Genomic DNA, 13,937 nt, shown 5'->3' on the forward strand with positions numbered 1-13,937 from the left:
CGCCGATCGCTCAGTCCGTGTCGATCGCGGCGGCGTTGAGCGCTTCCTTCCAGGAGCCGAAGCGCTGCCGGATCGCGGCGCCGGAGGGTAGCTTGCCGGCCTGCCCGGAGACCTTCAGCCACGTACTGTAGGCGTTGAAGGAGGGCTGGCGGCGCGTGCGCTGGGCGTCGATGAGGTAGGAGCGGATGGCGAACAGGTAGTCGTCGGTAGTGAACTTCAGCCCGCCGCGGTTCCGACCGCGGCGGGGCTTGAGGCCGATCGACGTGAGGGCATCATTCCAGTAGCCGTTGAATCGCTTGATCACGGTTTGGGATGTGGGCGGCCAGAGGAAACCGGCGCCGGAGCTCGAGTAGTGGGTGATGAAGTCGGTACGGTGCGTGTCGTAGTCCTTGGCGGTGAGGGGGGCGGTCGGCTTCTCGGCGGCGAACTGGTAGCCGGCTAGCATGAGGCCGAGCGCCTCCTTGCGCTTGGACGGGTCGAGCGCGTCCAGGTGCTTGTCTGCGGCCTCGAGCACCTCGGGTAGTTCGCCCGTGGCCGGGCTCAGGCCGTGCGCGTTGGCGAGCATGAGGTAGAGCGCGCACTGGAGTGACGCCTTGGAAAAATGCTGGGCTGGCCCGTGCCCGGAGCGTTCGATGTCCAACACGGACGTGTGGGAGAGCAAGTTGAGCACGGTCTTGGCGGCTGCGAGGGCGACGTCGTCGAGCTGGGCGTTGAAGGTCTGGGCCTGCTTCTTGGCAGTAGTGGCGCCGACGACGTCGGAAATTGAACGCACGGACGCGAACGGGATGCCGAAGGCGTGGGCGATGAGGGCCAGCGAGTGAGATTCCATGTCAGCGGAGAGGACGCCCGGGAACTTGTCGCGCGTGTCCTTGACGTTGGCCTCGGTGACGAACGAGTCCGAGGAGACGACCAGGCCCGCGTGCGTGCGGCGGTCCGCCTGGCTGGCGGCGTGCGCGGCAAGGACGAGCGCCTCCGTGCTTTGGAAGTAGCGCGGCTGGCCCGGGATCTGGCCGGGCGCGTAGCCGAACGCGGTGGCGTCCGCGTTGCCGTGCACGTAGCGAGTGCCGACCACGATGTCCCCGATCGCGATATCGGAATCGAGCCCGCCGGCCGAGCCCACCGACACGATCACCCGCGGCTCGTACTTGGCGAGCGCCCAGGACAGGAGGCCGGCGGAGCAGGCAGAGCCGATGCCCGTGGTGAGGAAAAGGAGGGCAGAGCGGCCCTTGCGGGCCAGGAATGCCGAGCCGAACGGGGTGGCGATCGGCGAGGTGGTGAAGTCGGGAAGGAGTTCGTTAAAGGGCTTCATCTCCTCGACCATCGCCGCGACGATGATGGCGTTAATGCTGGTCATGCGAATACTTCTCCCCACAGGTCTCGCTGGGCGAGCATGTTGGCGACGGCGGCTTGGGCCGCCTCAAGCGAATGGTGGGCGCCCCAGCCGCACTGGACCTCGTTGGCGGCCGGCACGGAGGTGGCGGCCAGGATGTCGCGGAAAGTGCGCTCGATGAGGGACATGGCGGCGTCGACGTCGGGCTCAGCGGCGAGGATGAGGTAGAAGCCGGTCTGGCAGCCCATGGGCGAAAAGTCGACCACGTGATCGGCGTGGTTGCGGGCGTATTCGGCGAAGGAATGCTCGATGGAGTGGACGGCGGCCATGTCCAGGTGTGCCACGTTGGGCTGGCAGAACCGCACGTCATACTTGGTGAGAACATCGCCGTGTGGCAACCTCTTCACGTCCGCAATGCGCACGAACGGCGCGGCGACAGCCGTGTGGTCGAGGTTGAACGACTCGACGTTCGTTTTGTTCATGGGCTTCCTTTCGACGAAGCCCATTGTAGCCTATTGAGCGTTTGATTCCGCTTGTGCGATACGGGCCTGTTCGCAATCGGGGCAGTAGCCCCAGAACGTCACCTCGGCCTCGTCAATGGCGAAACCGTGCGTGTCGCAGGGCTCCAGACACGGCGCCGAACCGACGACGCACGGGATGTCTACCACCGTGCGGCACGCACGGCACACGAGGTGGTGATGGTTATCGTGGCGGGCCAGCTCGTAGAGCGGGACCGAACCGTGCGGCTCGATCTCCCGTAGCAGGCCCTTCTCGGTGAGGGCGTGCAGGACGTCGTAGATTGCCTGCGTGGACACGGAGCCGAGCCGGGAGGTGACACCCTGGCGGACCGAATCGGCCGTGGAATGCGGGCAGGCCTCGAGTTCTTCGAGCACAGACAGGCGCGGGCGGGTAACGCGCAGCCCGGCGTCGCGCAGTTGCTCTTCGAAGGTCGTGTCCATGCGTCCCATTTTCCACATAAAAATGGACTTATTCAAGGACATCAGCCCTAGGCGGGGTGGGGGGTGAGTGTGCAGGTGGACGAGTGTGCAGGTGGACGGCGTGGGCAGACACGCCGCCGACACGCCGGGATGGATGTACGACACGCCGACGCCGGAGAGCGGACTTTTCGGACATCGGAGCGCACAACAGCGGGCACCTGTCCACAATCGTGGATAGAACTGCTCACAACCGTGGATAACGGGGACAACTTTATCCACAGGCCGGTGGATTCGTGGACAAAATAAACTGTCGGAGGCGGGTGGGACGATGGGTGCGTGGCTGGCGGAGGCGGGTCGTCGTCGTTGGCTGTGGAGCCTCACGTGGGTAAGGCGAAGTGTGATGTTATGCGTAGCGTGACGTCGGCCAAGCTTCCCACAAGGGGAAATCCGCATGCCGGCGCGGGGCGCGCCCCGACACGCCGCCAACACATGATCTAGTGGTCAACCGTTTGTCGGCCACTAGGTGTAGTGTTGATTCCCGTATCGATCTATCAGCACAGTAGGAGAAATGCGATGGCCATTACCGTCTACACGAAGCCCTCGTGCGTGCAGTGCACCGCCACCAAGCGGGCGCTGAAGAAGCACGGCCTCGAATTCGAGGAGGTCGATCTTCTCGAGGACGCGGACGCGCTGGCGACCGTGAAGGCATTGGGCTACCAGCAGGCACCCGTCATTTTCGCGGGTGGCGACCACTGGTCGGGCTACCGCCCGGACAAGATCAAGGCGCTCGCTACCGCCGCAGCGGAAGTGTCGGCCTAACCGTTCGGGGCGGCTACGGTCGCCCCGAACGCGCCGGGTGTGCTATGGTACACATCGTCTACTTCTCGTCTGCCACCAACAACACGAAGCGCTTCGTGGATAAGCTCGGCTTCCCAGCCGAGCGCATTCCCTTATATGCGAAGGATCCGTTCCTACACGTCACCGAGGAATACGTCCTCATCACCCCCACCTACGGGGGCGGCAACACCAAGGGTGCGGTGCCGAAACAGGTGATCAAGTTCTTGAACGACGAAGCGAACCGCTCCCTCATTCGCGGGGTCATCTCCGCAGGCAACACGAACTTCGGCGATGCCTACTGCCTCGCGGGGGACATCATCTCCGCGAAAACGAAGGTCCCACACATGTACAGGTTTGAACTGCTCGGCACCCCGCGGGATGTCGATGTGGTTCGCAAAGGATTGGAAGAATTTTGGACGCAACTTTGACGGACACGGGCGAGGAGAGCCTCGACCCGGCGCTGGACTACCACGCGCTCAACGCCCAGCTCAATCTTTACGACGCCGACGGGAAGATTCAGTTCGACGCCGACCGTCAGGCCGCCCGCCAGTACTTCCTTCAGCACGTCAACAAGAACACGGTCTACTTCCATGACCTGGAGGAAAAGCTGAAGTATCTCGTGGACGAGGGCTACTACGAGGCGGAAGTGATCGAACAGTACGATTTCGCGTTCATCAAGTCGTTGTTCAAGGCCTGCTACGCCCACAAGTTCCGCTTCCCCACCTTCCTGGGAGCGTTCAAGTACTACACCTCCTACACGCTGAAGACCTTCGACGGCACACGCTACCTGGAGCGCTTCGAGGACCGCGTGTGCATCGTGGCCCTCTACCTCGCGCGCGGGGATGAGCAGATGGCGATGGACCTCATGGAGGAGATCATCACCGGCCGCTTCCAGCCGGCCACCCCCACGTTCCTCAACGCCGGCAAGGTGGCGCGCGGCGAGCTCGTGTCCTGCTTCCTGCTGCGCGTGGAGGACAACATGGAGTCCATCGCGCGGGCCATCAACTCTTCGCTACAGCTGTCCAAGCGCGGCGGCGGCGTCGCTCTCAACCTGTCCAACCTGCGCGAACAGGGCGCGCCGATCAAGAAGATCCAGAACCAGTCCTCCGGCGTCAACCCGGTGATGAAGCTGCTCGAGGATTCGTTCTCCTACGCCAACCAGCTGGGCGCCCGCCAGGGAGCGGGCGCGGTGTACCTCCACGCCCATCACCCCGACATCATGCGCTTCCTTGACACGAAGCGAGAGAACGCGGATGAGAAGATCCGCATCAAGACCCTCTCGCTCGGCGTTGTGATCCCGGACATCACCTTTGAGCTGGCCAAGCAGAACCAGGACATGTACCTGTTCTCGCCGTATGACGTGGAACGGGTGTACGGCGTGCCGTTTACCGAGATCTCCGTGAGCGAGAAGTACCACGAGATGGTGGATGACAAACGGATCAAGAAGACGAAGATCAACGCCCGCACTTTCTTCCAGACGTTGGCGGAGATCCAGTTCGAGTCCGGCTATCCCTACATTGTGTTTGAGGACACGGTGAACCGGGCCAATCCGATCGACGGGCGCATCACCATGTCGAACCTGTGCTCGGAGATCCTGCAGGTCTCAGAGGCCTCCACCTACAACCTGGACCTGTCCTACGAGCACGTGGGCAAGGACATCTCGTGTAACCTCGGTTCGCTCAACATCGCCAAGACAATGGATTCGCCCGACTTCGCGCGCACGATCCGCACGGCGATCCGGGCACTGACGTCCGTGTCGGACCAGACCAGCATCGACTCGGTGCCGTCGATCAGGCGCGGCAACGACATGTCGCACGCCATCGGCCTGGGGCAGATGAACCTGCATGGGTACCTCGGCCGCGAGCGGATCTTCTACGGTTCGCCCGAGGCGCTCGACTTCACGAACATGTACTTCTACACCGTGACCTACCACGCGATCCGGGCCTCGATGGAGCTGGCGCGCGAGCGCGGGGAGGTCTTCGAGGGCTTTGAGAAGTCGGACTACGCCAGCGGTGTGTACTTCGACAAGTACACGGAGAAGGAGTGGGCGCCCGAGTTTGACCGGGTCAAGGAGCTGTTCGCGGACATCCACATTCCTACACAGGCCGATTGGGAGCAGCTGAAGGCCGATGTCGCGAAGTACGGCATGTACAACCAGAACCTGCAGGCGGTGCCGCCCACAGGTTCGATTTCGTACATCAACAACTCCACGTCGTCGATCCACCCGATCGTGTCGAAGATCGAGATCCGCAAGGAAGGCAAGCTCGGGCGCGTGTACTACCCGGCTGCCTACATGGACAACGACAACCTCGAATACTTCCAGGACGCCTACGAGATCGGGCCGGAGAAGATCATCGACACGTACGCGGTGGCCACCCAGCACGTGGACCAGGGCCTGTCGCTCACGCTGTTCTACCCGGACACGGTCACCACCCGCGACGTGAACCGCAACTACATCTACGCGTGGCGCAAGGGCATCAAAACCTTGTACTACATGCGCATCCGCCAGGCCGCCCTTGAGGGTACCGAGGTGGAGGGCTGCGTGTCCTGCATGCTGTAGTGGTGGCGGCCCGCCGCGAGCGGGTGGCTGGATAGTGCGGCTGTGAAAGATGGATCCCCCGGCGGCGCCGGGGGATCCTTCACGTCTGGGGGCCGGGGTGTTCGGTAGCGCACAAGTTAGCGACACGTGCGGCCCGAACTGTTCCGATTTCATCGAGCTATCAGGAAAAGTCGGCAGTCAGGATGCAGAACAGCTGTAAATGGCGCATAATCGTGGCGTGCGCTACCGGGCGCGCTTTCCATCTGATCGTCAACTTAGGGACACTCATGGTCGACGCCTACATGCTCCTCTCCTACGGAGGCCCGAACAAGCCGGAGGACGTGGTCCCGTTCCTGCGCAACGCGGTGGCCGGGCGCGGCGTGCCGGACGAGCGTCTGGCCGAGGTGGGCAAGCACTACTACCGTTTCGGCGGGAAGTCGCCGATCAATGAACTCAACGCGGCGCTCGCGGACCGGTTGCGCGCGGAACTTGAGGCGCGTGGGGACCGCACGCCCGTCGTCGTCGGTAACCGTAACTGGCACCCTTTCGGTCACGAGATCCTGGCGGAGCTTTACGACGCCGGCGCGCGGTCGGTGCGGGCGGTGGCGACGGCGGCGTTTTGCTCCTACTCGGGGTGCCGGCAGTACAGCGAGGACCTCGAGCGGTGGCGCGCCCAGCTCGGCCATGCGGACCTGCGCGTGGAGAAGATCCATCCGTTTTGGCAGGCCCCGGGGTTCTACGTGGCGTATCGCGAGGTGGTGCGGGAGGCGCGTGCGAAGATGCCTGACGCGCGGCTGGTGTTCGTTACGCACTCCATCCCCACGGCGATGAATGCGGCGGCGGGCCCGCCCGCCTACGACGTTCAGCACCGCCAGCTGATCGAGCGGCTGTGTGCGGAGCTCGGCGAGCAGGAGTGGGACCTGGCCTACTGCTCCCGCTCGGGTAGCCCGCACGTGCCCTGGCTCGAGCCGGACATCAACGACCACCTCGAGGCGATCGCCGGCGAGGGGGCGTCGGCCGCGATCGTGGTCCCGATCGGGTTCATCTCGGACCACATGGAGGTTGTCTACGACCTCGACATTGAAGCGCGCGCCACCGCCGAACGCCTCGGCATGGGTTACCTGCGCGCCCCCACGATCGACCGCTCGCCCACCTTCATCGCGCAACTCGCCGACCTGCTCCAACAGGGGCCGGCCGACTCCCCGGCAGACTGCTGCCACCCAACCCCGCCCGCCGCCCTGCGGGCCAACCCAGAAAGAGGAATGATGACTCACCCGACTCCCGCCAACGACGCCGTCGCTCACCCCGCGCCCGACCATCCGGCGCCCACACACCCCGGCTCGCGTCCCTCCCCGCACGGCCACCCGCGCGGGGAGGTCCGCCCGATCGCCAAGCAGCTGAATGAGGAGCGTCCGTTCGTCATGTGGTCGGTGTTCAAGGCCGACCAGGTGGGCGAGGCGGGAGCCGGCGCGTTTGACCCTGCGCGGATTGCGGCGGCGGAGGACGCCGTTGGGAAGACGGGGGTCTCGGTTCGCGGGTACTACGACGTGTCCGGATTCCGCGCGGACGCCGATCTCATGGCCTGGTTCGTGGCGAAAAGCGCCGAGGCTGCGCAGGCAGCCTACCGGGTGCTGCATCGCGGGTTGGAGCTGACGCCGGTGTGGTCGGTGCTCAGCCAACACCGGCCGGCCGAGTACAACCCGGACCACCTGCCCGGCATGTTTGAGCACGAGCCGGAAAGGTTCGCGTCCGTGTACCCGTTCGTGCGCTCGTATGACTGGTACCTGCTCGAGGACTGGAAGCGGGCCGCGATCATGCGCAATCACGCGGCGGCGGGCCGCCCCTTCGGTGACCTCGTCACCTCCACGCTGGCCTCCTTCTCCCTGTCGGACTACGAGTGGGTGGTAGCGCTCGAGGGTGAGGACCTGACCCGGATCGTCGATCTCATGTATGCCTTCCGCAAGACCGAGGCTCGGCTTTACGTACGCCAGGACGTGCCGTTCTTCACCGGCGAGCGCGTGGAACTGGCCGAGTGGGCGCGCAGGCAGGGAAGTCCGCTGGCCTAGGGTCGGGGTGCTGGTCGCACGGACGTTCGCGGACGACCTGGCGTGTGGCCGGCGTGAAGCCCGGAATCGGCGCTTGGTTTTGTGCAGGCGGGTCTTGGGGGCGCCCGGCAGAACTCGTGAATATGCCGGCTGGCGATTGCTATAGGGCCTGGTGGGTCTTAGGTTCACGACTTGTGAGGGAGCGACCGGCAAGCCAGCCGCCGGGGCCGGCGGTTTTGGGTGGGGTTAGGCGCGCTCGAGGTCGAGGAGCTGGATCTTGCACTCGAGGCCTCCGGCGTAGCCGGCCATGGAGCCGTCGGCGCCGATCACCCGGTGGCAGGGCACGGCGATGAGCACCTGATTCCTGCCAACAGCCCCGCCGACCGCTCGGGCCGAAGTCGGCCGGCCTAGCTTCTTTCCGACAGCCGCGGCGAGTTCACCGTAGCTCACCGTCTCCCCGTAGGGGATCTCGCGCAGGGCCTGCCAGCTGGCCAGCTGGAAGGGAGTGCCGGTCTGCTCGATGGGGAAGTCGATGGCGGGATTCTGGCCGGCGAAGTAGGCGTCGAGCCAGGTGACGACAGGCTCGGCGCCGGACGAGTTGGTGGTGGGCGGAGTGCTGCCGGCGGTGCTCCTTACGGTGACACTGCTAGTGGCGGGATTGCAACCCGCCGGGCTCAGCGCGGCGGTGGGGGCCTCGGCCTCCAGCGCCGCGGGCACGTTGGCCAGCGTCCACAGTCCGTTCAGCGCACCATCATAGGAAATGGTGAGAACCCCGATGGGTGAGTCGTAGTGGAAGATCACGGCTGCTCGTTGGGTTCCGGCACAGCAGGCGCCTCCAGCTCCGGCTGTGCCTCGGGCTTGGATGTTGCAGGTGATTGCGGAGTAGGAGGTAGCGTCCCCGCCTGGGATGTTACGGGTTGGACCGCGGGCCGGGGTAGCGCCGGGTGCGCGAACCACTGCGAGAACCAGTAGGTCATCCACTCGAGCGGCCCGCGCCGGAACGGCAGCAGCGCCCACACGGTGCAGAACAGCACCGCGATGCCGGCGACCAGCAGGAAGGGCGTGGCCGTCGAGGAAAAGAACAGCTCCTCGTTGAAGTGCAGCCCGAAGGCGTGGCCCACGTAGGCGGTGAGCGACATCGAGCCCACGGCCGCGATCGGGAAGAGCAGGTGCTTGGCGAGCGGCGAGAGCCACAGGCATACCGCGAGCACTATGAGCCCGAAGCCGAGGTTGCCGATCACTTCCGTGGTGGTGTTCATGTGCGGTTCGGCGGTGAACACGTCCCACAGGGTGAAGGGCATGAAGGAGGGCACGAACTCCATGGAGTTGCCGGACTCGAACCCTGTTTCGGTGGCGAAGGTGTGGGTGGCGAGGTAGGCGGTGCCGTAGCCGAGCACGGCGAGCATGAGGCCGCCGCCCAGGAGCCGGATCCGCGCGGACGACGCCGACAGGTCCGTCCGCCCGATGGCGATACCGGCGATGACGTAGGCCATGTAGGCCAGCCCGGGGTAGTGGCCGGTGACGAGCACGTCATAAAGGTAGGAGTTGGGCCCGGAGGCGGGGTAGACGTCGAAGGTGTAGGAGATGAGATTGGCGAGGTGCATGACCTGCGGGCCGACCAGGGCGACGACGCCGGCCGCGATCGCGAGCTTCTTTGAAGACCAGCTGAGCAGCGGCAGGGCGAGCAGGAACCAGGCGGCGTAGTAGCCGAGGATGACCGCGATGATGGTGGGGAAGAGGGAAAGGAAGGCGGCGAACGCGAGGAGGGCGACGGCGCGCCCGGCGATGCGTAGCTGGGCGTGGCGCAGTTGCAGGTCGGTGTAGGGCACGTTGCGCCCGGAAAGGATCGCCAGCGAGATGCCGGCGAGTAGGGCAAACAGCGCCGATGATCGGCCCGCGGGGATGTTGCCCAGGAAGTTGGTGAACGTGGCGGTCACGTCGATGCCGGGCCGCACGTGGGCCCAAATCATGCCGAGGATCGCCAGGCCGCGGGCGAGGTCGATCCCGCGGATGCGGCCCCGGTAGCGCTGTAGGGCAGGTTCGACGACGACGTCGGGCGCAGCGGGCGTCGTCGTGGACGGGGTGGACTCGGGCGCGAGGGGCCCGGGCGTGGTCGTGAAAGTGCTCATTGCACAAGCCTACGGCCAATCGTGGCCCCGCCGTACGCTGACGCGATCACATCGGGGGAAATTGTCGGAGGAACGTGCGAAGATAGTTTTGGTTACGAAATGGAGGTTGGCATGGCGCACAAGGGCCCGTTTGAAGCTATTAATTGGAACAAGATTGAGGATGAGAAGGACCTGGAGGTCTGGGATCGCCTCACCGGGAATTTTTGGTTGCCGGAGAAGATTCCGCTGTCGAATGACATTCAGTCGTGGAACACACTCAAGCCGCATGAGCAGGAGATGACCACGCGCGTGTTCACGGGGCTGACGCTGCTGGATACGATTCAGGGCACGGTGGGCGCGGTGTCGCTGATTCCGGATGCGGTGACGGCGCATGAGGAGGCGGTGTACACGAACATCGCGTTCATGGAGTCGGTGCACGCGAAGTCGTACTCGTCGATTTTCTCCACGCTCATTTCGATGAAGGAGATCGATGAGACGTTCCGCTGGTCGGAGGAGAACGTCTACCTGCAGAAGAAGGCCGAGATCATCGAGAAGTACTATGACGGGGATGATCCGGAGAAGCGCAAAGTTGCGTCGGTGATGCTGGAATCGTTCCTGTTCTACTCGGGGTTCTACGCGCCGATGTACTGGTCGGCACACGCGAAGCTGACCAACACGGCGGACCTGATTCGCCTCATTATTCGCGACGAAGCGGTGCACGGCTACTACATCGGTTACAAGTTCCAGGTGGCGATGGCGAAGGCCAGCCCGGAGCGACGCGAGGAGATCAAGGAGTGGACGTACGAGCTGCTCGATGAGCTCTACGACAACGAGGTGGAGTACACCGCCTCGCTGTACGACCAGATGGGCCTCACGGAAGACGTGAAGATGTTCCTGCGCTACAACGCCAACAAGGCGCTGATGAACCTCGGCTATGAGGCGCTGTTCCCCGCGTCGGAGACTGCGGTGAATCCGGCGATCCTGGCAGCGCTGTCGCCGGGGGCGGATGAGAACCACGACTTCTTCTCGGGCTCCGGCTCGTCCTACGTGATTGGCACGGCTGAGGCCACTACCGACGACGACTGGGACTTCTAGCCGCCCGGCTGGCCCGGCGCCAAGTGAGCGTGTCGGCCCGGCGGCGACGCCGTCCGGCGCAAGTCCGCCGGCACTACCGGAGCAAACGGCGCAACTGGGCCCACGGCGTCGTGAACGCGGGGCCGGCAAGCTAAGCGCGCGGCGGTCGGCTAGGGTGGGGGCATGTATCGCGTGCTGATTGTGTGTACCGGAAACATTTGCCGCTCGCCGATGGGTGAGATCGTCCTGCGCGACCGCCTTGCTGAGGCAGGGATTGACGACGTGGAGGTCCGCTCCGCCGGCGTCTCCTCCGAGGAGCACGGCAACCCCGTGGACTCGCGCGCCCGGCAGGTGCTGCGCGAACACGGGCACGACGTCGGTGCCCACCACGCCCATCGTGCCACCGACGCCGAACTGCGCGACGCCGACCTCATCCTCGCGATGACCACCGGCCACGCCCGCTCCCTGCGCGGCATGCTCAGCCAGATCGGGGAGCCGTTGGATAAAGTCCACCTGTGGCGCGAATTCGACGGCACGATCGGCGTGGCGGCCGACGGCGCATTCGGTGAGGGCGGCGTGCTCGCGGGCGACTCAAGCAAGCGGTCGCACTCGGCCAACCTCTACCACTCCGCCGGCGAATACGACGTGCCCGACCCGTGGTACGGCGGCCCCGAGGACTTCCAGGACACCTACGAGGTGGTGGACAGGGGCGCCCGCGGGCTGGTCGAGTTCATTGAGGCCCGCCGCGGTTAGCCTCGCCTGTCCCGCGCTACTTGCCGGCCAGGATTGGATCGGCCAGCTGTGAGCGGTGTTCGTCGTCCTCAAAGCGCGGGTTGATGATGTCCTGTGGCTCGTCCACCGCGGTCAGGGTGGCCGTGCGCGTGCTCTCTCGGCCGTTCACCGTGTACTCGGATTCGGAGCGGATGACCACGTAGTCGTCGCGGATGAAGATGGTGGAGACGAGCGTGTCGGCGTCGTCGGACACGGTCAAGGTCAGGACGGTGACGGGCATGCCGTCGACTACGTCCGTGCCCGACACCTTGTATTCGAGCGCGGGGTCCGTGCCGGCCGCGCGCACGTGCGGGTTGAGCAGCGCCTCGTAGCGCCCGGGGAGAGTGGATTGGAAGGCGAGGGTTTCGTCGGTGGAATCGGAGGTGGCCTGTACCCACGAGCCGTCGCGCTGGACGAACGTGTTGCCGCTGACGAGGATGACGCGGCCGGCCGCGTCGCCGTCACCACCAAAGGACTCGATCTCCACGGCGAGTGGGTCCATGTTCGTGCGCGAACGGGTGGCCAGCTGCCCGTCCACGGCGTCCTCCTGCACGTAACCGGCCAGCTTACCCAGAGCCTCCGCCTGGCAAAACGCCAGCTCGCGGGCGTTGACCGTGGTGGGGGAGCCCTTGAGGGGGTCAGTACAGTGATCGACTGCGGTGTCGGGGGCGGAGGGGTCGCTGGCGACGTCGCTCCCACATGCCGTGAGAATCGCCGTCAACGCGCCCATGCACGCCACAAACCGAGCAGTCATTGTCCATCCTTTCCCTGGACCCACTCTACCCACGCAACCCTTAATGATCCCTGGAGGAAGTGGCGGCGGATCTGGGAATTCCCTGTGAAAAAGTGTGGGCGGGAAAGACCCGCCCACACTCATGATTCGGCAAACGCCGAGCTTGACGCCCGCAGCCTTAGAGGTTCATCGCCGCGTTGCCCGCATCCTGTGCTTCCTTCAGGCCCTGCTCCACGGGGACCGAGCCAAGGAAGACGTCCAACAGGCGTGGGATGAACGCCTCGGTGCCGGCGTTGACGTCCGGGCCAAACGGCGACAGGGCCGTCTTACCCGCGGCTGAGTCGATGAACACCGACACGTCCACGCCCTGCTCAGCCCAGTAGTTCACAAAGTAATCCTGCGCGCCCACGGCGCCCGGGAACGAAACGCCCATCTGACCAAGCGGCGCCTGGCCCTCGGTGGTGCCGAGCCACTTGAGGACCTCGAGGGTTGCCTCGCGGTGCTGCGTAGCCTCATTACCCACGGCCACCACGCCGTGCGACGTGGAGATCGCGCCCTCCGGGCCGGCGATCAGCGGGGCGATACCCCAGTTGATGTCCGTGTTGTCCGCGATCGTCTTCAGCGAGTACGGGCCGGACTGGAACAGGGCCATCTCGCCGCGGATGAACATCTCACGGGCGAGGTCGCCGTTCGTGTTCGTCTCCGCCGCCGACGGCGCCACGTGGTACTTGTTAATGAGGTCCGTGATGTAAGTGAAGGCCTTCACGCCTTCCGCCGAGGCGAAGTCGAACGAGCCGTCCTCGTTTTGGAACTTGCCGCCGGCCTCCGCCAGGAACGGCAGGTAGATCGCCTGCATGTCCGCCTGGGCGTTCATGCCGTAGGTGGCGATGTTGTTCGCGTCAAAGTCGGCCGAATCGGCGGTGTTGCCGTTCGCGTCCATGGTCAGCTTCTGCAGGGCCGGCAGCAGCGTGTCGTTGTCGCCCCAGGTCAGTTTCGTGACGTCGACGCCGGCCGCGTCCACCAGATCCTTGTTGTAGAACAGTGCGATCGAATCCCAGATCTGCGGGATGCCCCACAGGGCATCGTTGCGCGTGTACAGGTCAACCACCGACTGCTGCCACTCCTCGTGATCGCTGCCCAGCTCCTCGGTGATGTTCATCAGGTTGCCGTTATCGGCGTAGAGCGCGAAGTTCGACGAGTTCACCCAGAAAATGTCGGCCATCTCGCCCGAGGAGATGTCCAGCGGCAGCTGGGTCCAGTAGTCACCCCACGGCACAACCTCAACCTCAACCTTGATGTCAGGGTGCTGCGCCGTGAACTGCTTGAAGGACTCTTCGTAAGCCGGGGCGGCGGCGTCGTCCCACAGGCGGAACGTGACGGTGGTGCTCTCCGACGACGTCGACTGCTCCGACGACGGATCCGTGGTCTTCTCGGCGCCACCCGTGCTCGGCGAGCACGCGCTCAGCACAAGGCCGAGGGTGCCAATCGCCGCGGTAGCGGTCAGGAATGAACGCTTCATGGTCTCTCCTCTGTGTGAAATGGGCGCAGGCGCGCCGATACGC

At 64.9% G+C, this 13,937-nt stretch carries 13 protein-coding genes; 6 read left to right on the forward strand and 7 right to left on the reverse strand.

Going from position 1 to position 13,937, the window contains the following annotated elements:
• Positions 1-10: 10 nt before the first annotated feature.
• Genes mtnN through HMPREF3174_RS02180 form a run of 3 tightly spaced genes read right to left on the reverse strand, consistent with a single transcriptional unit; the run spans position 11 to position 2,289 of the window.
• Positions 11-1,354: a 5'-methylthioadenosine/S-adenosylhomocysteine nucleosidase gene (gene mtnN / locus HMPREF3174_RS02170; RefSeq protein WP_062612824.1), complete on the reverse strand. Its 1,344-nt coding sequence runs from the start codon at positions 1,352-1,354 to the stop codon at positions 11-13.
• Positions 1,351-1,812: an S-ribosylhomocysteine lyase gene (locus tag HMPREF3174_RS02175; protein WP_083297651.1), complete on the reverse strand. Its 462-nt coding sequence runs from the start codon at positions 1,810-1,812 to the stop codon at positions 1,351-1,353. The genes mtnN and HMPREF3174_RS02175 overlap by 4 nt, the downstream gene beginning before the upstream one ends.
• Before the next feature lie 30 nt (positions 1,813-1,842).
• On the reverse strand, positions 1,843-2,289 hold the full coding sequence (locus tag HMPREF3174_RS02180; RefSeq protein ID WP_062612819.1) for a Fur family transcriptional regulator: 447 nt from the start codon (positions 2,287-2,289) through the stop codon (positions 1,843-1,845).
• Positions 2,290-2,841: 552 nt separating this feature from the next.
• Here HMPREF3174_RS02180 and nrdH point away from each other — a divergent pair.
• The 4 genes from nrdH to hemQ all read left to right on the forward strand — a co-directional run bounded on the left by nrdH (position 2,842) and on the right by hemQ (position 7,710).
• The gene (gene nrdH / locus HMPREF3174_RS02185) at positions 2,842-3,087 is read left to right on the forward strand and encodes a glutaredoxin-like protein NrdH (RefSeq protein ID WP_062612817.1); all 246 of its coding nucleotides are present in this window, start codon (positions 2,842-2,844) and stop codon (positions 3,085-3,087) included.
• Between the two features lie 44 nt (positions 3,088-3,131).
• On the forward strand, positions 3,132-3,533 hold the full coding sequence (nrdI, locus tag HMPREF3174_RS02190; RefSeq protein ID WP_062612814.1) for a class Ib ribonucleoside-diphosphate reductase assembly flavoprotein NrdI: 402 nt from the start codon (positions 3,132-3,134) through the stop codon (positions 3,531-3,533).
• Complete coding sequence (nrdE, locus tag HMPREF3174_RS02195; protein ID WP_062612812.1) at positions 3,518-5,665, forward strand: class 1b ribonucleoside-diphosphate reductase subunit alpha; 2,148 nt, start codon at positions 3,518-3,520, stop codon at positions 5,663-5,665. The genes nrdI and nrdE overlap by 16 nt, the downstream gene beginning before the upstream one ends.
• Before the next feature lie 266 nt (positions 5,666-5,931).
• Entirely contained in the window at positions 5,932-7,710 is a 1,779-nt protein-coding gene (gene hemQ, locus HMPREF3174_RS02200; protein ID WP_070447649.1) for a hydrogen peroxide-dependent heme synthase, read from the forward strand.
• Between the two features lie 225 nt (positions 7,711-7,935).
• Here the strand turns inward: hemQ and HMPREF3174_RS09615 are convergent, their stop codons facing one another.
• A complete protein-coding gene (locus HMPREF3174_RS09615) occupies positions 7,936-8,490 on the reverse strand; it encodes a methylated-DNA--[protein]-cysteine S-methyltransferase (RefSeq protein ID WP_068538911.1) in 555 nt (184 codons plus the stop codon).
• The gene (locus HMPREF3174_RS02210) at positions 8,487-9,818 is read right to left on the reverse strand and encodes a heparan-alpha-glucosaminide N-acetyltransferase domain-containing protein (protein ID WP_070447654.1); all 1,332 of its coding nucleotides are present in this window, start codon (positions 9,816-9,818) and stop codon (positions 8,487-8,489) included. Before HMPREF3174_RS02210 ends, HMPREF3174_RS09615 begins: the two co-directional genes overlap by 4 nt.
• 111 nt (positions 9,819-9,929) lie before the next feature.
• Between HMPREF3174_RS02210 and nrdF the strand changes: the two genes are divergently transcribed.
• Both nrdF and HMPREF3174_RS02220 read left to right on the forward strand, forming a co-directional pair.
• Complete coding sequence (nrdF, locus tag HMPREF3174_RS02215; protein ID WP_082661115.1) at positions 9,930-10,892, forward strand: class 1b ribonucleoside-diphosphate reductase subunit beta; 963 nt, start codon at positions 9,930-9,932, stop codon at positions 10,890-10,892.
• A 162-nt stretch (positions 10,893-11,054) separates the two neighbouring features.
• A complete protein-coding gene (locus HMPREF3174_RS02220) occupies positions 11,055-11,624 on the forward strand; it encodes a low molecular weight protein-tyrosine-phosphatase (RefSeq protein WP_068538909.1) in 570 nt (189 codons plus the stop codon).
• Between the two features lie 16 nt (positions 11,625-11,640).
• On the opposite strand, the gene HMPREF3174_RS02225 is transcribed toward HMPREF3174_RS02220, so the two are convergent.
• Both HMPREF3174_RS02225 and HMPREF3174_RS02230 read right to left on the reverse strand, forming a co-directional pair.
• Entirely contained in the window at positions 11,641-12,396 is a 756-nt protein-coding gene (locus HMPREF3174_RS02225; protein WP_148132145.1) for a hypothetical protein, read from the reverse strand.
• A gap of 157 nt (positions 12,397-12,553) precedes the next feature.
• Positions 12,554-13,894, reverse strand: a complete 1,341-nt coding sequence (locus HMPREF3174_RS02230) for an ABC transporter substrate-binding protein (protein ID WP_068538908.1) — start codon at positions 13,892-13,894, stop codon at positions 12,554-12,556.
• Positions 13,895-13,937 lie beyond the last annotated feature (43 nt).

Source organism: Trueperella sp. HMSC08H06 (assembly GCF_001808465.1).
GTDB lineage: Bacteria > Actinomycetota > Actinomycetes > Actinomycetales > Actinomycetaceae > Trueperella > Trueperella bernardiae.